Annotated in this window: 6 protein-coding genes; 2 read left to right on the top strand and 4 right to left on the bottom strand. The window is 71.4% G+C overall.

Going from position 1 to position 24,531, the window contains the following annotated elements; translation table 11 throughout:
* Positions 1-349: 349 nt before the first annotated feature.
* Positions 350-6,919, top strand: coding sequence for a polymorphic toxin-type HINT domain-containing protein (locus AB852_RS24980; protein WP_245876929.1), 6,570 nt, complete (start codon positions 350-352; stop codon positions 6,917-6,919).
* 7 nt (positions 6,920-6,926) lie between these two features.
* Positions 6,927-7,376 carry a hypothetical protein gene (locus AB852_RS24975; RefSeq protein WP_245876905.1) on the top strand — a complete coding sequence of 150 codons (450 nt, stop codon included), beginning with the start codon at positions 6,927-6,929 and terminating at the stop codon, positions 7,374-7,376.
* 404 nt (positions 7,377-7,780) lie between these two features.
* Here AB852_RS24975 and AB852_RS24965 read toward each other — a convergent pair whose 3' ends face one another.
* Genes AB852_RS24965 through AB852_RS24950 form a run of 4 tightly spaced genes read right to left on the bottom strand, consistent with a single transcriptional unit; the run spans position 7,781 to position 24,485 of the window.
* The gene (locus AB852_RS24965; RefSeq protein WP_073792452.1) at positions 7,781-8,080 is read right to left on the bottom strand and encodes an acyl carrier protein; all 300 of its coding nucleotides are present in this window, start codon (positions 8,078-8,080) and stop codon (positions 7,781-7,783) included.
* 16 nt (positions 8,081-8,096) lie between these two features.
* Positions 8,097-9,104, bottom strand: coding sequence for a 3-oxoacyl-[acyl-carrier-protein] synthase III C-terminal domain-containing protein (locus tag AB852_RS24960; protein ID WP_073792451.1), 1,008 nt, complete (start codon positions 9,102-9,104; stop codon positions 8,097-8,099).
* 1 nt (position 9,105) lies between these two features.
* Entirely contained in the window at positions 9,106-16,293 is a 7,188-nt protein-coding gene (locus tag AB852_RS24955; RefSeq protein WP_178391110.1) for a non-ribosomal peptide synthetase, read from the bottom strand.
* Between the two features lie 14 nt (positions 16,294-16,307).
* A complete protein-coding gene (locus AB852_RS24950; protein WP_073792449.1) occupies positions 16,308-24,485 on the bottom strand; it encodes a non-ribosomal peptide synthetase in 8,178 nt (2,725 codons plus the stop codon).
* Positions 24,486-24,531: the final 46 nt, after the last annotated feature.

Here is a 24,531-nt window from a genome sequence, read left to right as displayed (position 1 = left end):
TGCTCTGACTTTGCATGATGGCACGTCCGTGTCAAGACCATCCTTCGGTAACGGCCGCTTCTGTGCACGCATCGTGCGGCGCTTTTGACATTCCGTGCAATACGCGTCCGATCCTGTTCCGCGCCATGAATCCGGCTGATACGTTCGGCGTGATTTTCGTGACTGCCACATAAGGGGTGGGTCGTTGAGACGATTCGGAATACGTGGATGGGTCGGGACGATATCCATCGCCCTGACGGTCACTCTCCTCCCGGGCATCCAAGTGACCGCCACACCATTGGCCGTCGCCGCGCCCCGGGGCCCGGACCTGCCGAAGCTGAAACAGCCTCCGACCGTCCCGGTGACGGAGATGAGATCCGGCGGCACTCCGCGCCCCGCCGACGCGGCGGCACGCACATGGCGGGCACCGAAGGTCACCTGGCCCGAGCCCGGCAGCACCACCGTCGCCGTGGCAGCCACGGCCGGCGCGGCGGCGCGGCGGGCCGGGGCCCTGCCGGTCAGCGTCAGCCGTGTCCACGACGCGAGGAAGCCCTCGGTCACGGCCCCCGGCAAGGTCAAGGTCACCGTCATCGACCGGCGCACGGCCCGGGCGGCGGGCGTCGACGGGATCCTTCTCGCGGTGAGCCGCCCGGGTGCGAGAACAACGGCCGATGTGGGCGTCCGGGTCGACTACACCGGATTCCGTGGGGCGTACGGAGGTGACTGGGCGGCCCGGCTGCGGCTCGTACGGCTGCCCGCGTGTGCGCTGACGACGCCCAAGCGCCCGGCCTGCCGCACGGGCGTACCCCTGACGACCACCCATGACGCCGAATCACGAACGCTCGGCACCACCGTGACCATTCCCCGGGCGACGGTGAAGGAACGCTCCGCCTCCGGAACGGGAAGTACGGCCGTGCTGGCGCTCTCGGCGGGGGACTCCGGTCCGACGGGCACCTACCGAGCCACCCCTCTCCAGACCTCCGGGTCCTGGGAGGTCGGGGGCCCGGCCGGCGGCTTCGCCTGGCAGCACCCCATCGTCGCACCGGCGGTGCCGGGAGGGCTCCAGCCGGACATCTCCCTGGGATACAGCTCCCAGGCGGTGGACGGCAGGACCGGGGCCACGAACAGCCAGCCGAGCTGGATCGGTGACGGCTGGGGATACGAGCCCGGATTCATCGAGCGGCGGTACACACCGTGCGAGGACGACAGAACCGGGGGGACCAACACCACCAAGGTGGGCGACCTGTGCTGGTTCAACGACAACGCCACCCTCTCCCTCGGAGGCAAGAACACGGAGCTGGTGTACGACGCCGAGAAGGGCTGGCGTCCCGTCACGGACTCGGGCGAGCGGATCGAGAAACTGACGACTGGCACGGTCAACGGTGACAACGACAACGAGCACTGGAAAATCACCACGACCGACGGGATGCGGTACTACTTCGGCCGCAACCGGCTGCCGGGCTGGAGCGACAACGGGGATCAGCCCGACGACCCGGTGACCAACTCCACCTGGACCGTCCCCGTCTTCGGCAACCACTCCGGCGAGCCATGCCACGGCGCCTCCTTCGCGAACGCCTGGTGCCAACAGGCATGGCGCTGGCAACTCGACCGCGTCGTCGACCCGCGCGGCAACGCCATGGCCTACTACTGGGACAAGGAGACCAACAATTACGGCCGCAACGTCTCCCTGACCACCGGCAAGGCCACCGTCACCCCGTACACCCGAGGCGGCCACCTCGACCGCATCGAGTACGGACTGCGCGCGAACTCCGTCCACGCGAAGAAGGCGATGGGCCGGGTCGACTTCACCGTCGGCGAGCGATGCCTCACCAACTGCGCGACGTTCGACGAGCCCAACGCGAAGAACTGGCCCGATGTCCCCTACGACCAGTACTGCGGAGAAGGCTCCACCGAGTGCAAGAGTCAGTACTCCCCCTCCTTCTGGTCCCGTAAGCGGCTGACCGGCATCACCACCCGGATCCTGACCGGCGGCGTCTACAAGAGCGTCGACTCCTGGGCCCTGGAACAGAACTTCCCCCCGTCCGGCGACGGCATCTCCACCCCGATGTGGCTCTCCTCGATCACCAGGACCGGCACGGCGGGCGGCACCGTGACCCTGCCTCCCGTCCGCTTCACCGGTGTGCAGAAGCCCAACCGGGTCGACCGGCGCGGTGACGGACTCGCCCCCTACATCCGCCTGCGCATGTCCCAGATCATCAACGAGTCCGGAGGGTCGATCGCGGTCGACTATCTCGACCCGAGCTGTACCCCGACCAGTCCGCCTCCCCCCGACGGAACCAACACCACGCTCTGCTACCCGGTCAAATGGGCCTACGAGGGTGACACCGCGAAGCTCGACTGGTTCACCACGTACCCGGCCCGGCGCGTGGTCGAGGGCGACAACCTCGCCACCACACCCGACACCGTCACCGAGTACACCTATGTCGGCGGCGCCGCCTGGGCGAAGAGCGACGACGAGTTCACCAAGGCGGAGGACCGTACCCACTCCGTCCCACGCGGCCACTACCTCGTCCAGACCCGCACGGGCGCCGGAACCGACCCACGCACCCTGTCGGAGACACGCTACTTCCGCGGTATCAACGGAGCCGAGGTGAAGAACGGTGCCGGTGTCGCGGTCACCGACCGGGAGCAGTTCGCCGGAGCGCCCCGGGAACAGGCCACCTACAACGGTGACGGCGGCGCCCTCATCTCCGCCACCTCCTACACACCCTGGCGCTCCGCCGTCAACGCCACCCGCGCCCGGACCGGACTGCCCGCCCTCGAAGCCCGCTACACCGGCACCGAGGCCGAGGAGACCCGTACCACCGTCACCGGCGGCATCCGCACCACGAAGACCACCCACGCCCATGACTCCCACGGCATGGTCACCGAGGTCTCCGACCACGGCGACACCGCCAAGACCGGCGACGAGAAGTGCACCACTACCTCCTACGCCCGCAACACCGACCCGGACGTCTGGATCCTCACCGCCGTCTCCCGGGTGGAGACCGTCGCTGTCACCTGCGACAAGCCCGTGACCCGGCCGGCCGATGTCATCGACGATGTCCGCACCCACTACGACGGCGGTGCCTTCGGGACCGCCCCCACCAAGGCGCTCGTGACCCGGTCCGAGCGGATCAAGGGTGACGGCAGCGGCTACGACCCGCTCATGACCGTCCCCGCCACCTGCGGCACCGGCGGTGCGCAGCTCTGCTACGACGCCTACGGCCGGACATTGAAGGCGGCCGACCCCTACGGCAAGGTGACCTCCACCACCCACTCGCCCGCGGCGGACGAACCTCCCACCTCGACCGCGGTCACCAATCCGCTCAACCACCGTACGAGCACGATCACGGACCCGCTGCGGGGACAGCCGACACAGGTCACCGACGCCAACGGGAAGGTCACCACCACCGGCTACGACGCGTTGGGCCGGGTCACCAGAGTCTGGACCCCGACCCGCTCCGCCGCGACGTTCCCCAACGCCCCCAGCCACACCTTCGACTACCTCGTTCGCAACGACGCCCCGACCGTCGTGACGAGCAAGAGCCTCGACCACAACTCCGTCCACCAGACCACCTACGCCTTCTACGACGGTCTTCTGCGACCCCGTCAGACCCAGGTGAGATCCCCCGACCGCGCGGGCCGCCTGGTAACGGAGACGTCGTACAACACCCGTGGCGAGACCTGGCACGACTCCGGTGTCTACTTCGCCACCGGGGCGCCGGAGCCGACCCTGGTGACCGGGCAGGAGAGCCGTTACCCGGCATCCGCCGAGACGGTGTTCGACGGTGCGGGCCGTCCCACCGCGGTGATCTCCAAGAAGTTCGGTGACGAGACCAAGCGCGTCACCACCGCCTACACCGGCGACACCACCACGGTGACCCCGCCTGCGGGCGGCACCACCACGACCACCGTGGTCGACGCCCTCGGCCGGACCACGCAGGTGAAACAACACCTCAGCGGCCCCAGTACCACGCAGTCCACCACCTACGGCTACAACCGGCACGGACGTCTCCACACCGTCACCGATCCGTCCGGCGCGCGGTGGACGTACACCCACAACACGCGTGGCCTCGTGACCGGCTCCGATGATCCGGACCGGGGCACCACCACCACCTCCTACGATCACGGTGACCGGCCCGTCACCACCACCGACGCGCGCGGGGTGAGCCTCACCACCACCTACGACGAACTGGGACGCCGTACCGCCCTGAAGAAGGGCGCCACCACGCTCTCCGAGTGGACCTACGACACCGCGGCCAAGGGCCGGCCCGCCAAGGCGGTGCGGCACGTCGACGGCAAGACCTACACGAACGAGATCACCACCTACGGCGACCTGTACCAGCCCGCCACCACCAAGGTCAGCATTCCGGCGGCCCACGGCCTGCCCGCCGCGACGTACGAGTGGACGAACCACTTCTCCCCCAACACCGGTCAGCCCGAGGGGACCGACCATCCGGCGCTCGGCGGTCTGCCGGCTGAATCCGTCACCACCGCCTACAACACCAGCGGTCTCGTCGACAGCGTCTACGCGGGCGGCGACCCGCTCATCTCCGCCGCCACGTACGACCACTACGGACGCACCGCGCGTCTGGAACACGGCGCGTTCGGCCGGCACCTCTTCACCACACGGCAGTTCGACGACCACACCGGTCTCGTCGTCCGGGCCGTCACGGACCGTGAGACGGCACCGCAACGGGTCGAGGACACCCGGTACACCTACGACCCCGCAGGCAACGTCACCCGGATCGCCACCGCCTACGGCCAGGACGCCCAGCGCACCACTGACACCCAGTGTTTCAGCCTCGACACCCTGCGGCGCGTCACCGAAGCCTGGACCAACACCGGCGAAACCTGCGCGGCATCACCCTCGGCGGGTGTGATCGGGGGCGAGGACCCCTACTGGACCAGCTACACCTACGACCCGGTGGGCAACCGCAGGACGGAGGTCCAGCACCAGACCACCGGCGGCCCGGCCGCGGACATCACCCGTACCTACACCGCCCCCGACACGGGCAGGCACAACCTCCCCAAGGTCACCCAGACAGGCCCCGGCGCCCACGAGGAGACCTACACCTACGACGCGACGGGCAACACCCTCACCCGCAAACTCGGCACCGCCGATGTCCAGAACCTCGTCTGGGACGACCAAGGACACCTCAAAACCGTCACCCAGGGCGCCAAGTCCTCGGAGTACCTCTACGGGGCCGATGGCGAACGGCTGATCCGCGAGGACTCCACCGGCACCACGCTCTACCTCCCGGGCGGCAACGAACTCCACGTCGACAAGGTCGGCCTCACCACCGGAACCCGCCACTACACCGCCGGCGGCCAGAGCATCGCCGTGCGGACCGGCACCAACCTCACTTTCACCCTCACCGACCACCACAACACCACGACCACCCAGGTCACCACTGACACCACCCAGGCGATCACCCGCCGCAAGACCACCCTCTTCGGAGCCCCCCGCGGCCTCCAGCCCACCACCTGGACCGGCGACAAGGGCTTTGTCGGCGGCACCCGCGACACGGACACCGGGCTCACCCACCTGGGTGCGCGGGAGTACGACCCTGCCGTCGGACGCTTCATCAGCGTCGACCCGATCATGGATCTCGCCGACTCGCAGCAGATTCACGGCTACACCTACGCCAACAACAACCCGGTCACCTACTCCGATCCGACGGGACTGCTCTTTGGTCCTGGCTTCTTCAAAGCAGTCAAAAAGGTGTACCAGTGGGCCCAAAAGGCCGTGAAAAGGTATGCCCGAGGCAGGGGAATCGGCACACCCAGCACACAGATACATTCTGGCGGCGAGGAGCAGCGAGTCATTCACGGCATTGCCGTCCCCTCGCTGGAGGAGCTCAAGCGCCTTCCGTTCGCGGTGGGCGACAAGAGCCACGAAGAGCTCCTCACCCGGTGGGCGGAATGGAAATGCTCCAGCGAATCTGAAAGCACAGAGAAGTTCTGCGCAGCGGGACAAACCGAATTCAACATGTACAAGAAGGGGCTTTTCGATAGGTTCGTCGAGTCCGTCGTCGTGCCGGACATCGACGCCTGGAAAAACTGCCCGAACTCGATCTCGAGCTGCATGGAAGCCGCCTTGGATCTGCCGATCTTCAAGCCGGCGAAGGGCGTGAAGAGCCTCAAGGCCCTCAGGGATTGCAACAGCTTCACCCCCGGTACGCGTGTGCTGATGGCGGACGGCGCAACGAAGCCGATCGAGGATGTCCGGGTGGGCGACAAGGTCCTGGCGGCGAACCCGAAGACGGGGAAGGTGGCGGCCCACACCGTCACCGCCGAACTCTTCGGAAACAGTGTGCGGGACCTTGTCCGGATCACCATAGATCCGGACGGAAAGAAGGGCGGCCCCTCCGCTTCATTGGAAGCAACGGACGAACATCCCTTCTGGGTGCCCCAACTGGACGAGTGGGTCAACGCCACCGACCTCCGGCCCGGGCAGTGGCTCCGGACCAGCAGCGGAACGCGGGTCGAGATCACGGCGGTCAAGCGGTGGACCGAGCGGACGTCCACGCACAACCTGACCGTGGACGATCTCCACACGTACTATGTGCTGGCGGGCGCGACGCCGGTACTCGTTCACAACAGCAACTGTGATCTTCCTGAGGGATACACCTCTTCCCCTGCGCTCAAGGGTGATCCGTACCATCCGGACTCGGTGGCTGCACGGAGTAAGCAGAACGGAGAGCTGTACGCGGGAACCGTAGGGGATCGGGCCGGGGCTCTGGGATACAGAACGAGAATTCCCGCGCAAAAGGCCCCGTTCAATTCACACGGCCAGGTGGTCTTCTCCAATGGGAAGAACTACATCACGCCTGATGTTGACGGGCATAACGTGTCGGATGGCTGGAAGATGTTCAATCGCAAGGGACAACGGATCGGAACCTATGACCCAGATCTCAACTACCTCAAGGAATGAAGACTTCGTGATCGAGGTGATCGATTACCCGACCTCAGAGGGTACGAGTTCGCTGCCCTCCAAGGCAGTCGGCAGGATCAGGATCGGCGAGTTCACGGAGACGTTTCTGATGGACCTGAGTTTCTGGACGGTGGATGACTACCGCCGAAGCTGGGATGGTGCGCTGAGGAAGCTAGAAGAGGCCGAGAATTCGACCTCCTGCCTCATCGCCTCAATTACCGATCCGGCGGCCAGTAATTTCATCTCCTGTTGGCCGATGTATCGAGACGGGGAAGAGGTCTACGTGCAGAACTCGATCATCTTCCTGGACGAACTCCACGAACGGTTCAACCCGCAGGAGCCGGGGCGGTACGTAGAGGCTCGATCGTCGGTCGACGAGGATGGAAACCGCATCTCTGAGTGGTCGACGAGCACCTCTCAGGTGCGGCGGTTCCGTGCGTCCGCCTGGGGGCGATAGATCCCTCGCGCAGGTGCGAATTTGAAACCCCGTCAGGTATGTCCTGGCGGGGCTTCAGCGCGGTCTGACGGCAGTAGTTGACGGCAACGTCAGCGGACGGGGGCTGCGCAGAGCGGTGGGTCGTCACCGTCGTCAGGCTGGCCTGCGCTCTCGACGGGCCCCGAGAGCGTCAGGCGCCGAGCAGGAGCTACTCATGGCCCATGTCCTGACCGACCGCGAGCCCTGGAGCGGGCCGGTACCCGACCCGTGTCGGTAGAGGCGCTCCAGGAGGCAGGCGTGGTCGCCAGCGGCGAGAGTCACGAACCGCTCGTGCACAGAGTCCAGATCACCGTCGCGCACCCTGATGTCAGCAACCTCCCCGTCCAAGACCGGACCAGCGACCAGCCTGCCAATCCTCAAGGCAATCACCGTTGCAGTAGGCGTGGCGCGGCACGGGGCGCCGTCCCGTCGGACGTCGAAAGGCGGTCCGGGGCACCTGTCCTGCCACGGACGAAGGCGAGGACACCCGCGGCGGTACGGAAGTTCCCGACATCGAGGTCCTCGGCCTCGACGGTCAGCTGGAAGCGGTGTTCGACGAAGATGACGAGTTCGAACGCGAAGAACGAGTTGGCGCGGCCGTCGGCGAAGTAGTCGTCGTCGAGCCCGACCGGACTGCCCGACGCATCGGTGAAGAAGCCCAGGACGTCCTCGGTCGCTGTTGCCATGAAGGTCTCCCGGAATCTACAGCTGGTAGGTGTGGTCGTGGTCCTCTCCGGTCGCGACCAGGAGCAGGCTCCAGGCGGCTACCGGGCTCACGTTGATCAGGACGACGGGTCCGCCGTCGGGCACCTCCCCGCGGCGCAGTGCGGTGTGGAGGTTGAGCAGGACGTCGGCCGGCCCGAGGTGCCCGTAGCGGCGCAGGTTGTCGCGGCAGGCGGGCAGCATGCTCACGTCCAGCGCCTCCTCGACGAATGCGAGGCCTGCGGCCGAGAGGTTCTGGCTCGCGAATCCGCGTACGTCCTCGCGGCGCAGGCCGTTGCGGTCCAGCAGCCGGCTCAGCATGACTCCCAGTCGGGCGCGGGTCTCCAGGGCGAGGCGGAAGGAGTACATGGTGGTGTCCCGGCACTCCTCACGCCACTCGGCGACGGGCCGGTCCCGGAACGGGACATGGAACAGGTCCCAGTACGCGCCGTTGGTCTCCTGCAGGACGTCGAGGACCCGGACCGGGCCGGTGCGGGCCAGCAGCACCGCCTGGCCCGCGTCGCCGTTGACGGTCACCGGGTGCCGGTAGCGGGTCGGCGTCGCGGGCTTGCTGCCGTGCACGACGAGAACATGCTCCAGATCGTGGTCGGCGGCCAGCAGGCCGCGGGCGGTCAGCAGGGCCGGGGTGATCGACACACAGCCGAGACCGCCTACCGAGAAGGTCAGGGCACGGTGGGCGCCGAGCAGGTCCTGCAACCGGGTGGCGTCGGAAGCCATCAGCTGCCGTGGGGCGCGGGACTCGATCACCACCAGCGCGCCGAGTTCCCCGGCGGCCACGCCTGACTCGGCGAGCGCCTGCCGGGCGGCGTCCAGCGCGAGGTCCACCTCGTCGAGGCCGTCGTCGGCGCTGATCCGGTCGATGCCCAGGGCGAGGCAGGTCGTGCGTCGCGCCGGGTCGAGGGCAGCCAGTTCGGGGAGGGCGGCGACGTCGATGTGCCGCTGCGGCAGGTGCCAGGCGGCGGCGCGGACGGCCAGCGGGGCGGCCATGTCAGCGCTGCCCCGCGAGTTCGGCGAAGGCGTCGGCGAGACAGTCGGCCAGGGCACCCATCCGCTCCGTGTCGAGCCGGTCGTCGTGCACGAGGTGGATCTCCAGGGCGCCCTCGGCGATCGCGCTGGTGACCACGACGGGCACATACGACAGGAGTGCGTTCTGCTCCAGGACCAGTGGTCCGGAACGGATCCACACGGGGTCCGTTGCCAGCCGAAGCTCGTCACCGCCGGTCGCGGTGTGCTCGACGAGTATCTCGGGCTCCGGCAGGGCGCGCAGCGCGGACGTGGCGGGTGTGTCCGGGCTCAGGTGACGCAAGATTCCGTAGCCCACGCCGTCGTTGGGCACGGAGCGCAGGATCTCGGCGACGGTCGGCACGGCGGCGGCGGTGTGCTGCTCCGGCCGGACCGGCAGCAGCACCGGATGGGCGCTGGTGAACCAGCCGAGGGCAGAGGAGCGGTCGTCCGGACGGTAGGCGTTGGGGGTGCCCGCGCCGACGGTCAGCACCAGGGCGTCCGGCTGTCCGCGCCACCGGCTCCAGGCGCTGGCCACGGCGGCGGCAGCCGCCTCCTGGCCGCCCGGTCCGGATACGGTGAGCGCGGCGGCCACCTGGTCCGAAGGCAGGGTCCGGCGCAGTACGGCTGTGCCGGTGCACGGTCCGGTCGGCCGGTCCGGCAGGGTTCCGGCGCCGCGGCCGTTCTCAAGAACGGCTCTCCAGTACCCGCTCTCGCCGGACAGTTCGTCGGACTGCGCCATCCGGCGCAGGTGGGCGGTCCAGTGCCGCCACGCCTGTCGTCGTACGCCGGTGCCCGCAGCGTGCGCCGCAGGGCCTTCGGGGTCGCGCAGCGCGGAGTTCAGCTCCTCCAGCAGTGGTACCGCCGAGACATGGTCGTAAGCGAAGTGATGCACGGCCAGCAGAAGGATGCCGGTGCGTCGCGGGCCGCGGTCGTAGAAGCGGGCGCGCAGCAGGGTGCCCCGCACGGGGTCCACGGCCGCGGCGAGTTCGGTCTTGTCCGCCTCCAGGACGGCCGCAACGGCGTGGTCGTCGAACAGGGGCAGGGCCTTCATGTCGACGGCGGTGGACGTCTCCGCGGCCGTGCGGACGAGGCGGTGGCCGAGGGCGTTGGTCCTCAGCCGGTAGCGGAGCGGTTCGTGCAGCTCCACCAGCCGCGCCAGCGCGGCGGCCACCGCGTCGCCGCGGATACCGGGGGCGGTCTCCAGGACCTCCGCCACCACCATGTCGCGGCCGTGGTCCGGGGCCTTCTCCAGCACCGCGTGCATCAGAGGGGTGAGCGCGATCGGCCCCGCCGGGGTGGCCTCGAAAGGTGTGTCCGCGCCGGGTGCGCCACCGGTTGTGGCATCAGGTACGGCGCCGGCCGTGGTGCTCGCTGCCCGGGCGGCGAGTTCGCGCAGTGTCGGACTGGTCAGGAGGTCGTGCGGGGTGAGCGTGAGTCCGGCGCGCTCGGCACGGGAGGCGACGGCGACGCTGAGCACCGAGTCGCCGCCGGAGGCGAAGAAGTCGTCCTCGGGCCCGACCGGTCGGCCGAGCAGTTCCGTCCAGATCCGGGCGAGGATGCGCTCGGCGTTTTCGTTGGCGTCGGGTGAAGACGGGGTCGGTGGGACCATGTCGGCCTCTCTGCCGGGGTCGGCTGGCATGCCGGGGAGGGTGGTCGGGTAGCCGCCGGGCCGGTCCGTGCCGGACGTCGGGGCGGCTGCCGTGGCGTCGGCCAGGGCGGCACGGGCGAGCTTGCCGTTGGCGGTTCTGGGGAGCCGCCGGTGGGTGACCACCCGATCGGGGACCATGACGGCGGGCAGCCGTCGTGCGAGCCGGGCGAGCAGGTCCGCCTCAGTCGGCGGCGGCTCCCCGGCGACATGCGCGACCAGCCGCGTCGCGCCGCTCGCGGGCCGCTGCGCCACTACGACGGCCTCCTGCACCCGAGGGTGCTGGAGCAGCGCCCGCTCGACCTCCGCCGGCTCGATCCGGTGGCCGCGGATCTCCACCTGATCGTCGGCGCGCCCCAGGAAGTCGAGGGTGCCGTCGGGACGTGTCCGGACCACGTCTCCGGTGCGGTACATCCGGGTACCGGGCACGGCGGAGCGGGGGTCCACCACGAACCGCGTGGCGGTCAGGCCGGGCAGGCCGTGGTAGCCACGGCCGACGGCGGCACCGCCCAGGTACAGTTCCCCCGCCCGGCCCGGCGGGACCGGCTGGAGATCGGGGCCGAGGACGTACACCTCGGCGCCCGTGATCGGACCGCCGATGCCGGGCAGCGTCCCGGCCGGGTTCGGCTTCACCTCCTCGCAGGTGCCCACCACCGCGCATTCCGTGGGCCCGTACATGTTCAGGAGCCGGAAGGACGCGCCCTCGGGCGGCCGGACCCGCAGCCGGTCACCGCCCGTGGCCAGCACGCGCAGCGCGAGACCCGGGACGTCCGGCGCTTCGTCGAGGACGAGTTCGGCCAGCGGTGTGGGCAGGCAGGCGACGGCGATCCCCTCGGCCGCGAACTGGCGCAGCAGGGCGGCGGGTGTCTGCAGAGTGTCTTCCGTCAGGTGCAGGGACACGCCGTGCGCGAGGGCGGCCAGGATCTCCAGGACCGAGCCGTCGAAGCCGGGGGCGAAGGCCTGGGCCATCCGGTCACCGGGGCGCAGCCCGGTGTGCCGCCCGAACCAGCTCAGCAGGTTCGCCAGCGCGCCGTGCCCGACGGCGCAGCCGTGCGGCGCCCCGGTGGAGCCGGACGTGAAGGCCACATAGGCGAGTTGGCCCGTGTGGGGGGCCGCGGTCGGCGTTGCTGCGGCGGCGGGCTCAGGGCCGGGCTCGGGGGCAGTCTCCGGGCCGGTCTTCGGGTCGGTTTCCCGGTCGGTTCCCGAGTCGGCGTCCGGGATGTCCACTCGCTCCGTTGCCGGGTCGGCGGGAAGCGGCGTCACGACGGTGCGGCCCTGCGCGTGTGGTGCCGTGAGGTCGGTCGTGCCGACGAGGACGCGGCAGTCGAGGTCCGCGAGGAGAGCAGCGAGCCGGGAGAGCGGTGCCGCCGGGTCGAGCGGGGCGAAGGCCCCGCCCACTTTGAGCACGCCGAGCCAGCCCACCACCAGTCCCACGCCGCGGGGTGCGAGGACCGGCACCACGGTGTCCGGCCCGACCCCCGCGGCCCTCAGCCGATCGGCGAGCCGCTCGGAGAGCCGGTCGAGTTCGCCGTAGCCGCAGACCGTGCCGCCGTGCACGACGGCGGGCCGCTGCGGATGCCGGGCGGCGAACCGTCTGACGGCGTCGGTGACGAGGGAAGCTCGTGGCAGCTCCTGTGCGGGGGACACGGCACGCGGGCCGACGAGTTCGGTCAGGGGCCGGTCCGGGTCCGCCACGGCGGCGACGACCAGTGTCAGGAAGCGGTCGGCGAGCTCCTCCATGGTGGTGCGGTCGAACAGGTCGACGGCGTACTCCAGATAGCCGGGCATGGGGCCGTCCGTCTCGTCGCTGATGCCCAGAGTGAGGTCGACCTTGGAGGTGCCGGGGGCGATGCCGGCCACGGAACCGGTCTCGGGCACGACGGTGAGTCCGGTCAGCTCCGCGGTGTGCGGTGCCGTGTTCTGGTGGGTGTAGCAGACCGTGTACAGGGGGTGCCGGGACGGGTCGCGCCCCGGGTTCAGATCGGCGACGATCCTTCCGAACGGCACTTCCTCGTGGTCCAGGACGCCGGTCACGGTGTCCGCGGTGCGCCGCACCAGTTCGCGGAACGTACGGTGGCCGTCCACCGGTGTGCGGAATGGCAGTACGTTGTTGAAGTAGCCGACAAGGGCGTGTGAGGCGGGGCTGCCGCGCCCGCTGGTCGCGGCTCCGACGATCACATCCCGGTGCCCGGCCCACAGATGCAGCAGGGCGTTGACGGCGGCGAGCATGGTGACGAACGTGGTCACCCCTTCGCTCCGGCAGAACTCCCGTATCCGCCGGGCGTTTCGCTGGTCGAGGCTGAACTCCAGCAGGTCGCCGGCATACGAAGGGACGGGCGGGCGCGGGCGATCGAGCGGGAGTTCCCCGGGCTGGAGGTCGGCGAGTTCCGCACGCCAGAACCGCAGCCCGGCCGCAAGGTGCCCGCCGGCCAGGCGCTCGCGTTGCCAGACGGCGAAGTCGCTGTACTGGACGGGGAGTGCGCGCAGTTCGGCGGGCTTGCCCTCGCGGTGCGCGGCGTAGTACTCGGCGAGATCGCGGAAGAACACGGCGGGCGACCAGCCGTCGAAGACGATGTGATGCCAGGTGCACAGCAGCACGTGGTCGTCCTCGGCCAGGGCGACCAACGTCGTCCGCAGCAGCGGTCCGGTGCCCAGGTGGAACGGGGTTCGGGCCTCGACGTCGGCGAGCCGGCGCACGGCACGCTCCCGCTCCGCCGGGAGCCGGTCACGGAGGTCGACACGGATCAGGTCGGGCAGTGGCGCGTCGAAGGTCGCGCAGGGCAGGCCGTCCTCGGTCAGGACCCTGGTGCGCAGCACCTCGTGACGCGTCGTCACGTCGTGCAGCGCGGCACCCAGGGCGTCGGCGTCCAGCTGCCCGCGGTAGCGCAGCCGTCCGGGGATGTTGTAGAGGGGGCCGGGCGGGAGCAGTCGGTCCAGGTACCAGAGCTGTTCCTGGTTGTGGGAGAGGGGGGCGCGGTCTCTGCGGGGGGCCGCCGTAATGGTCCAGCCGGGCCCGTCCGCCTGCGCCGGGGCCGCCTCGCCCGGCTGGGCGGAACGCCGCTTCCGGTCGATGAGGGCGGCGAGCTGCCGGACCGTGGGATTGCGGTAGAGGTCGGCAAAGGTGATCCGTGCGCCGAAGCGCGCCTGCGCCTCGCGGAGCAGTGTGATGCCCGCGATGGAGGTGCCGCCGAGGTCGAAGTAGTTGGCGTCGGGGCCGATACCGGGCGCGTCGAGAACACGGTGCCAGATCTCCGCCACGGCTCGTTCGGTGTCCTGTCCGGCGGGTGCCGCGGACACTTCCGGGTCCGGCTCCCGCACCGGGTCCGGCTGCGTTCCGTACCAGCAGGAGACCGGCTCGAACGGATACGTGGGCACCTCGACGCGTCCGACGGCCGTACCGTCGTAGGCGCGGTTCCAGTCGACGGCGACGCCGAGTTCGTACAGTCGGCCGAGTGCGCGCAGTACGCCGCGGCGGCCGTCGTCGGTGGGCAGCGGTACGACGGGCAGCTCCGGCGCCAGCTCCCGGACACGCCGGGACAGTACACCGTCACCACCCAGTTCGACGAGAACGGCACCCTGCTGGGCGAAGCCCCGTACCGCGCGCAGCAGTCCCTCCTCGTCGACCCGGTCGGTGAGCGTCATGGCCGCCGCCTGCTCACGCGCCGCGCCCGGCGACAGTCGCCCGCGGGCGACCTGGACGGCGAGGTTCCCGGGACCGGAGCCGACGAGTCGGCCGGTGTCGAGTCCGAGCGAGTGGGCGAGCCGGTTCAGGCCGTACTGGCGGACCAGCAGCGTCACGCCCTCCGCCCGGGCCGCCCCCGCGGTGTCGCCCTCGGTGAGTACGGGGAACTCGGCGCTCAGCAGGCGCCATGTCTCCTCGTCGAGCCCGGCGACGGAGGCGTCTCCGGAGCAGAGCAGGACGAGCGGTGGCGCGGTGGGGGACGGTTCCGTCGGCACCGTCGCCGTGCGCAGGGCATCGGCCAGCTCCGCGGTGTCACGGGCGACCACGCCGACGCGATGGCGGTGATGGTCCCGGCCGCGGTTGAGGGCATGGGCCACCTCGGCGAGCGCATGCGGGGTGCGCGCGGCGAAGTCGCCCACCTGCGCGAGGCAGCGGTCGAGCGCCGCGGGGGTGACAGCGGAGACGACGACGAGCTGACAGGCCCCCGGTCCCCCGGCCGACGCACCGGCCCGTACCCCGGACTCGACTCCGGCCGCCGCGGCGGGCCGCTCTCCCGCCGCTGCCCCCGGTTCCTGCCCTGGCCGTGCTTCCTCCACGACCACGTGCACATTGGTCCCGGTCAGGCCGAACGAGCTGATCCCCGCGCGGCGCGGCTCGCCCTCTCGGCGCTCGGGCCAGTGCCGGACCGTGTCGTTGACGCACAGCGGGCTGCCCGCCCCGAGCAAGGGATGCGGCTCGGTGAAGTGGGGGGTCGGGTAGAGCGTGGTGTGGCGCAGGCCCGCGAGGACTTTGAACAGGCCCGCCATGCCCGCCGCGTGGTCGAGATGGCCCACGTTTCCCTTGACCGCGCCGATCGGCAGCGGTTCCCCCGCCGCGCCCGCCTCCTCCAGCACCCGGCGCAGTCCGGCCGCCTCGACCGCGTCGCCCAGCGGCGTTCCCGACCCGTGGCATTCGACGTATCCGGCGGTGGTGACGGGGACGCCCGCATCCTGCCACGCCGCGCCGATCACCTCGGCCTGGGCATCCCGGCTCGGTGCGCTCATGCCGGTCGCGCGGTAGCCGTTGTGGTTGACGGCGACACCGCGCAGCACGGCGTGGATGTGGTCCCGGTCCGCGACGGCGCGGGACAGCGGCTTGAGGACGAGGATCCCGCCGCCCTCGCCGCCGACCGTGCCGTTCGCGGCGGTGTCGAAGGGGCGGCACACCGCGTCGGGTGATTCGATTCCCGGCAGCGGGTCGTGGCCGCTGCGGGGACGCAGTACGGTCTGCAGGCTCACTCCGCCGGCGATCGCCAGCTCGGCCTGACCCGCGCGCAGCTGCTGCACGGCGAGGGCCACGGCGGCCAGGCTGCCGCTGCACGCGGTGTCCACGACCAGGCCGGGGCCGGCCAGGTCGAGGAGGTAGGCGACACGGGCGGCGGTCGCCGACGGCAGCGTGCCGAGGATCCGTTGCGGGTCGTCATCGGGTACCAGTTGCGCGTACCCGGGGTCGGGGGCGCTGAGGACCACTGCGGTGCGGGAGCCTCGCAACTCCCCGGGCGCGTGGCAGGCGTTCTCGACGGCCCGGTGGACCAGGTGCAGGGTGAGCCGCTGATGCGGGTCCATCAGCTCCGCTTCCCGGCGCGCGAGTCCGAAGAACGCGTGGTCGAAGAGGTCGATACGGTCCAGGTAGGCGCCGGAGGCGTACGCGGTGCCCGGGTCGCCGCCGGCGAACCGGACCCGGTCGGCGCCCGGGGGCGCCACGGCGACCCGGCCGGCGCGCAGGTTCTCGTGCAACGCGGCCAGATCGTGCGCGCCGGGCAGCACCAACGCCAAACCGATGATCGCCACAGGTTCGTTGTCCATCGTGTTCCCCCGCATCACAGTTCCCAGTCGCCGGGGCCATCGGGTACTGTCCCCGGCCCACCGTCGGCGCCGATGGGCGGCGCGGCACCCGGCACCGGGCCGCCCCGGTCGTCGAGGAGGCGCGCCATCTCCTCGACGGTGGAGTGTTCGAGGAGGTCGGCGACGGAGATCTCCTCCCGCCCCGCGGAGTCCAGGCGTGCCGCCAGCTCCATCAGCGTCAGCGACGTGCCGCCGGCCTCGAAGAACTTCTCCTGCGCTCCCACGGTGTCCCGCCCGATGAGCCGCGCCCACTGTGCGGCGACGAACCGCTCGGTGACTCCGCGTGGTCCGCGGCCCGCCGGGGCCGCGCGGTGGGGAGCGTCGCTCAGGGCACGCCGGTCGACCTTGCCGTTGGCCGTGAGCGGCAGGCTGTCGTGTACCAGGAACATCGCGGGCACGAGGTGGTCCGGCAACCGCCGCGCCAGCTCCCGGCGGACGGACGCGAGGGCCGCATCGGTCCCGTCGGCCGGGGATGCCGGTACCAGATGGGCCGTCAGGCGCCGCCGGTGCCCGGTCCCGTCGGCGGTGACGGCGGCCTGTGTCACCGCCGGGTGGGCGATGAGCGCGGCCTCGACCTCGGCCGGCTCCACCCGGAAGCCGCGCACTTTGATCTGGTCGTCGGCGCGGCCCAGGAACTGCAGGCCCCCTTCGGGTCGGCGGCGCACACGGTCGCCGGTTCGGTACATGCGCGCGCCGCGGGGACCGTACGGGCAGGCGGTGAACCTCTCCGCGGTCGCCCCTGGTCGCCCTCGGTAGCCGCGGGCCAGTCCGGCGCCCGCCAGGTACAGCTCCCCGGCAGCACCGGGCGGCACCGGGCGCAGCGCGGTGTCCAGGACGTAGACGCGCGTGCCGGGGACGGGGGAGCCGATCGGCGGCTCGCCAGGGCCGTCCAGGGGTCCGGTGACGGTCGCGCACACGGTGCTCTCTGTCGGCCCGTAGGCGTTGAACAGCGTGTGCCGCGCGGCCAGCCGGGCGGCGAGGCCGGCGGGCAGGTGCTCGCCGGCGGCGACGATCGCCGTCCCGCGCGGCACCCGGTCCGCGGGCAGAACCCCCAGGACCGCGGGTGGCAGCGTTATGTGCGTGATGCCTTCCCGGGCGAGAGTCTCGGCGAGCCCCGGGCCGGGCCGCAGCCGGTCGGCCGGGGCCAGGACGAGAGTGGCGCCGGTGAGCAGCGCCGCGCACATCTCCCAGAAGGCGGCGTCGAAGCCGAGGGACGCGAACTGCAGGACGCTGTGGCCGGGGCCCGTGGCCCCGGTGCCGCGCACGGCCGCCAGCATGCCGGTCACTCCGCGGTGGGTGACGTCCACCGCCTTGGGTCGGCCGGTGGATCCGGAGGTGTAGATCGTGTACGCGGTGTTGTCCGGCCGTACCGGAACCTCCGGCGGGGTGGCCGGACCTCTGCCGAGGCGAATGCGTGCGGAGTCGAGCGCGAGAGCGGGGACCGCCCCCGGCCGCCACGGGGCGTCCTGGCCGGTACCGGTCAGCAGGAGCGCGGCGCCGGAGTCCGTGAGCATCCAGGCCAGCCGTTCGCCGGGGTGTCCGGGGTCGAGCGGCAAAAACGCCGCGCCGGCCTTGAGAACGGCGAGCAGGGCGACGATCCGGTCCGCCCCGCGGGGCAAGGCGACGGCGACGAGCGTCTCGGGTCCGGTGCCGTGCCCGGCCAGGTGGTGGGCCAACCGGTTGGCGCGCGTCTCCAGTTCCGCATAGGTGAGAGTCTGCGCCGCGTCGCCATCGGTGTGCCGTACGGCGGTCGCGTCCGGGGTGCGTGCGGCTTGGGCCGCGAACAGGCCGGGTACGCAGGCCGGAGGTGGCGTCGACGCGTCGCCGACGTCACGCTGCGGGTCGGCCTCGCGGAGCGGGGACAGCGCGGCCACCGGCGCGTCGGAAGCAAGGTCCGGCAACTCCCGCAGCGCGGTGAGCACTTCGGTGGCGAGTCGCGCGATGTCGTCGGCCGTGAACACCGCGGTGTCGTAGCCGAGCCGGAGCACCAGGTCGCCGCCGGTGTGGACGAGCAGGGACAGCGGGTAGTTGGTGGCATTGTCGGTGTCGAGGCTTACGACACGCACTCCGGCGCCGGTCACGGCGGCCGGGTCGTGGGGGATGTTGTCGAAGGCGACCGCCGTGCTGAACAGGCCGGTTCCCCGCCCCGTCCCGTCGGTGGCGGGCAGTTCGGACAGGGGAAGGGTGTCGTGCCGCCGGGCCTCTACCTGCCGGTCCTGGAGGCGGTGGAGCCAGTGGAGGAGGCCGGCGCGCTCGTCGACGCGGACCCGCACCGGAAGGGTGTTGACCAGCAGGCCGATGATGGTCCCGGCGTCCTCCAGATCGGCCCCGCGGGTGGAGACCGTGGCGCCGAACACCACGTCGTCGGTGCCGCCGTGCCGGGACAGCAGCAGCGCCCATGCCGCCTGTACCAGGGTGTTGACGGTCAGCCGGTGCCTACGGGCGAAGGCGCGCAGCCGCTCGTGCTGCGGCAGCGGTAGCGCGACGGTGTGCTCGGCATGCGGTCCCGTCCGCCCGGCCGGCGCGGGGTAGCGCCCGTACGGCAACGGGGTCGGTGTGTCGCTTGCGTCCAGTTCGGCCTGCCAGTGGGCGCGGCTGCCGGACGCGTCGCGGCCGCGCAACCATGCCACGTAGTCGGCAAACGGTCTGCGCGGGGTGACGGCGGGAGTGCGGTTGTCAGCCAGGGCTCCGTAGGCGGCGAAGACGTCGGACAGGATCTCCGACACGCTCCAGCCGTCCACGAAGAGGTGGTGAGTGGTCCACAGGACAGCGACCTCGTCGTCCCGGGTGCGTGCGATGGCCAGTCGCGTCGGCGGAGCCTGGCGTGGATCGGGGTCCGCCGCCCGGTCCTGCGCCACCAGCGCCGCCAGTGCCTCGTCCTGCGCGTCGGGCGGCAGTGCGCGCCAGTCGTGCCGGGCGACCGGCAGGGTGAACGCGGGGTGCACGTTCTGCACCGGCTGCCCGCGCTCCGGCATTCGCACGGTGCTGCGCAGTGCTGGCACGTGGTCGACGACGTGCTGCCAGGCCCGGGCCAGCACCTCACTGTCGGTGACCCCCGCGAGGGTCATGGTCAGCCGCCGTACGTAGACGTCGCGGCCGCTGAGGGAGTGGTAGAGCAGCCCGGCCTGCAAGGGTGTCAGGGGATATTCGTCGTGACGCACGGGGGTGGCGCACGGGGTACGACTGCCGGCGGCTGCGACGCTCCTCGCCACCTCGGACAGCGAGCGGACGGTGGGCCGACTGAACACGTCCTTCGGTGTCACCTCCAGGCCGGCAGCGCGGGCCTCGGCGACGAGTCGCACGCTGGTCATGGAGTCTCCGCCCAGGTCGAAGAAGTTGTCTTCGAGGCCCACGCGTTCGATGCCGAGGGTCGCCGCCCAGACGGCCGCGAGCGTCCGCTGCACTGAGGTCTTCGGCGCCGTGTACGCCGTCTCGGGCTCGGGCTCGGGCCGGGGCAGGGCCCGGCGGTCGACCTTGCCGCTGGGGTTCAACGGCAGGGCGGACAGGGCCAGATAGGCGGAGGGCACCAGGGCGGTCGGCAGGGACCGGCCGAGCAGGCGGCGCAGGGCTGAGCCGGTGGGTGCGGCCCGTCCGGGGCGGGGCACCACGTAGGCGACGAGCCGCAGGTCGCCCGCGCCGTCCGGCCATGCCACCACGTGCGCGTCGGCGATGTCGGGGTGGCCGCACAGGGCAGCCGCCGCCTCGGCCGGCTCGACGCGGTAGCCACGGATCTTGACCTGGTCGTCGCTGCGGCCGAGGTAGGCCAGAGTTCCGTCGGCGCGCAAGCGCACCACGTCGCCGGTGCGGTACATCCGGCTGCCCGATGGGCCGAACGGGTCGGCAGTGAACCGTGCCGCGGTCTCGCCGGGCCGCCGCTGGTAGGCGCGTGCCAGTCCGGCCCCTGCGATGTGGAGTTCGCCCGGGGCTCCGGCCGGGACGGGGCGTAGCCATCGGTCCAGGACGTAGTGGCGGACACCCGCGACGGGTGTGCCGATCGGCACGCCGTCCGGGCCGTCCACGGCGTGCCCCGCTCCGCGCGGCACGGGGTGAGCGGTGGAGCACATCGTGGTCTCCGTGGGCCCGTAAAGGTTGGCGAAGGGGTGCCGGGCCGCCCAGGCGCGCGCAGTCGGTACCGGGCACACGTCGGCCGCCGAGTACACGCGCACGGTGTCCGGCAGCGCCGTGGGGTCCAGGGTGCCGAGGAGGGCGGGCGGCAGCATGAGATGCGCCACCCCGTCGTCGCGGACGCGGTGGGTCAGGGCATCCGGATCGATCCGCTCGCCGGGCAGGCTGAAGCAGACGGTCGCCCCCGTCAGCAGCGGCATGAGGATCTGCCAGATGCCACCGTCGAAGGCGAAGGAGAGGTGCTGGAGCATCCGGGCGCCCGGCCCCAGGCCGAGGGTGTCCCGGCTGTCGGCGGCGAGGTTGGCCAGGCCGGAGTGCGGGATCTGCACGCCCTTGGGCCGCCCGGTGGAACCAGAGGTGTAGACGACGTAGGCGAGGTGCTGCGGCAGCGCCGTGCCGGGTGGTGCGGTGGCCGGGCGCCCGGCGATCGCGGTGCGCTCCTCGCCCCGGTCGGGGCATACGACGGGTTGGGCGCCGTCCGGCAGCAGTGCCGCCCGGTCGCGGGTCGACACGAGAAGGCGCGGTCCCGCGTCGGTGATCAAAGCGGCCGACCGGTTCGGGGGCTGGCCGGGGTCCAGGGGCAGGAAAGCGCCGCCGGCCTTGAGGACGGCGAGGACGGCCACGACGAGGTCGGGACCGCGGTCCAGGAACAGGCCGACGACCACGTCCGGTCCGACGCCGTGAGCCACGAGATGATGCGCCAACCGGTTCGCGGCGCGTTCCAGTTCGCCGTAGGTGAGGTGCTCGTCGCCGTGCACGACGGCGAGGGAGCCGGGCGAGCGGGCCGCCTGCTCGGCGAACACCTCGTGGACGCAGCGCCCGTCCCGCGCGGGTCCGCCGTCCTGCCGGGCGGCGATCAGCTCCCGCTCGGGCCCGGCCGGCCGCGGCAGCTCCCGCAGCGGCCGGTGTGCGTCCGCGACGACACGGGGCAGCAGTTCCGCCCACGCGGTTGCCAGCCCCTCGACGGTAGGCGCGCCGAACAGGTCGGTGCGGTACACGAAGTCGGCTTGCAGCCCGTCCGTCGTCTCGCGAAACTCCACGCTGAGGTCGAAGTCCGCGGCAACCACGGGGACATCGGCCTCGGCGACGGTGAGTCCTGCGAACTCCTGGCGGAGCGAAGGGGTGTTGGCCATCACCACCATGACCTGGACCAGCGGGTCCTGGCCTGTCCGGCGCTCCGGCGCCAGCTCGTCGACCAGCCTGTCGAAGGGTAGTTCCGCGTGGTCAAGGGCCTCGGCGACCACGTCCCGCACACGGTCGAGCAACTCGGCGAACGTCCGCCGCCCGTCGACCGTACTGCGCAGCACCACGGTGTTGATGAAGAATCCGACCAGTCCCTCGTACGCCACGTCGTCGCGTCCCGACACGACGGTCCCGACGGCGACATCCTCCCGACCCGCACGCTGCGCCAGTACCACCGTGCAGGCTGCCAGGAGCGTGGCGAACAGCGTGGCGCCGTGCGCACGGCCGAGCAGCTGGAGGCGGTCACGCAGGTGCGGGGAAATCGTGCGCCGGACCCTGGCGCCCGGCCCGCTGCGCCCGGTCCGGGGGCGGTCACAGGGCAGCTCGAACGGGGACATGGCACCCAACTGAGCACGCCAGTAGGTCAGCTGATGCTCGGCGAGGCCTTCGGAGAGGCGGTGGCGTTGCCGGGCGGCGTAGTCACGGTAGCGGGAAGACAGCGCGGGGAGGACGGGCGGCCGGCCGGCCGCGGCGAATGAGTAGTAGGTCCCGAGCTCGGCGGCCATCACCTCGTACGACCAGTCGTCGGTGATGATGTGGTGCGCTGTGAGGGTCAGCAGGTGCTCGGTGGGGCCGAGCCTGATGAGGTGGGGTCGGAGCAGGGGGAACATCGCGAGGTCGAAGGGGCGGGAGAGGTCATCGCGCTGCAACCGGGCCGTCTCCGTGCGGCGTTCGGGATGCGGGAGGCTGCTGAGGTCGGTGTGTGCGAGTGGTATCCGGGCCGACGAGTGGATGACCTGGACACAGCGTCCCGCGTCGTTGTCGAAGGTGGTGCGCAGCCCTTCGTGACGGGCGACGAGCCGGTTCAGTGCTTCCTCCAGCGCGCCGGGGTCCAGGGGGCCGGTGAGCCGGAGCGCCAGGCTGACGTGGTAGGCGGGGCCGGGCTCGTACTGGTGCAGGAACCAGAGACGTTGCTGCGCGAAGGACGGGGGCAGCCGAACCGTCTCGTCGGGCGGGGCGTGGTCCTGGGAGGGATGTTCGGGGGCGGGTGCGGGGGCAGCGGCGAGGGGAGCCATCTCAGCCAGGGCCGCGACGGTGGGTGCCCGGAACAGCGCGCCGGGGGGCAGCTGGCTGCCGAGGACGTCCCGGGCCCGGGACGTCACCTGCATGGCGAGCACCGAGTCACCGCCCAGCGTTCGGAAGAAGTCGTCGTGCACCCCGATCCGCTCCACGCCGAGCACCTCGGACCAGACGTCGGCCAGCTTGCGCTCGCGGTCGGTACGTGGCGCGACGAATCCGGCCGGGCCGGGCCGCGGGCCCGGCCGGCTCGGCAGGGCGCGTCGGTCGATCTTCCCGTTGGGCAGCTGCGGCAGTCGGGCCAGGCCCACGAAGACCGGCGGCACCATGTGTTCCGGCAGCTGCTCGGCGAGCCGGGCGCGCAGCCGGTCGGCGTCGGGCGGCGCGCCGTGTTCGGTCACCACGTACCCCACCAGTCGGCGACGGCCGACGCCGTCCTCCTCCGCGGTGACGGCCGCGGCCAGCACGCCCGGGTGGCCGACGAGGGCGTTCTCGACCTCGGCGGTCTCCAGGCGGTGGCCCCGGATCTTGACCTGGCCATCCGTACGGCCCAGGAAGTCGAGATGCCCGTCGGCCCTCCGCCGCACCAGGTCCCCGGTCCGGTACAGGCGTTCACCGGCGGCGCCGAAGGGGTTGGCCACGAACCTGAGAGAGGTCGTGCCCGCTCGACGATGGTAACCGCGGGCGAGGCCCGGCCCGGCGAGGCACAGTTCACCGGTTGAGCCCTCGGGGACAGGCCGCAGCATCTCGTCCAGGACATGGACGGCGGTACCGGGGACGGCTTGGCCCAGAGGCACCGTCGCCGAGTCGTCGAGGACGTCCGGGGTCAGGGGCAGGACGCAGGAGTCCACCGCGGTCTCGGTCGTGCCGTAAGCGTTGACCACCGTGGTCCCGGGCGCCACGACGTCCAGCAGTTCCCGGCAGTCCTGCGTGAGCCATCCCTCCGACCCGACCGACACGAGGCGCAGCGGCGGCAGCGTGGTTTCCCTGGCGACCGCCTCCCGCGCCAGCGCCTTGGCGAGGCTCGGCAGCAGTTCGACGGCGGTGCCGCGGCTGTGTTCCACGAGGTCGAACAGCCGGGGCGGATCGGTGATCACTTCCTGGGAGGCGATGACGATCGTTCCGCCGGAGAAGACGGAACGCAGCAGGTCGGCGAAGAACAGGTCGACGGCGAGGCCTGTGACCGAGACCAGCCGCAGCGGCGCGTCGGTGAGCCCGTACAGCCGGTCCCAGGCGTGCCAGAGGCTGATCAGGTTGCGGTGCGTCACGAGCACGCCCTTGGGGCTTCCCGTGGAGCCGGAGGTGTACATGAGGTAGGCGAGGGAATCGGAGGCCGCAAGCGCGGGCTGCGTCGGCTCCCGGAGATCGTCCTGCCCCGTCCGGGACCGGTCGTCCGGGCGGAACGGGTCGTCCAGACCGACGTATGCGAGGCCGGGCGGGAGGCGGTCGATGAGGCGGTCTCCGGTCACGACGAGCCGGAGCCCCGCGTCCTCGGCCGTCCGGCGCAGCCGCTCCCGGGGGTGGGCCGGATCGAGAGGCACGTAGGCTCCGCCGGCCTTGAGTACGCCCAGGAGACCCACGACCGCGTCGGCTCCGCGCTCCGCACACAGGCCGACCAGGATGTCCGGTCCGACGCCGCGGCGGACCAGGTGCCGGGCGAGGCGGTCGGCGCGGGAGTCCAGCTCACGGAAGGTCAACCGCTGTTCGCTGTCGACCACCGCGACGGCGTCCGGCGACCGAACCACCTGCGCTTCGAACAGCTCATGCACGAGTGAAGGCCCTGCCCCGGCAACCATACGTTCTCCGCCCCGATAT

The organism is Streptomyces uncialis, from assembly GCF_001905345.1.
GTDB lineage: Bacteria > Actinomycetota > Actinomycetes > Streptomycetales > Streptomycetaceae > Streptomyces > Streptomyces uncialis.
The sequence above is the reverse complement of the archived record's forward strand: the minus strand, read 5'-3'. Positions and strand labels throughout refer to the sequence as shown.

What these genes read in the sequence shown, in the direction of transcription:
- AB852_RS24980 (WP_245876929.1), top strand. Translation starts at nt 350, where the DNA reads ATGAGATCCGGCGGCACTCCGCGCCCCGCCGACGCGGCGGCACGCACA.
- AB852_RS24965 (WP_073792452.1), bottom strand. Translation starts at nt 8,080, where the DNA reads ATGGCAACAGCGACCGAGGACGTCCTGGGCTTCTTCACCGATGCGTCG.
- AB852_RS24960 (WP_073792451.1), bottom strand. Translation starts at nt 9,104, where the DNA reads ATGGCCGCCCCGCTGGCCGTCCGCGCCGCCGCCTGGCACCTGCCGCAG.
- AB852_RS24955 (WP_178391110.1), bottom strand. Translation starts at nt 16,293, where the DNA reads ATGGACAACGAACCTGTGGCGATCATCGGTTTGGCGTTGGTGCTGCCC.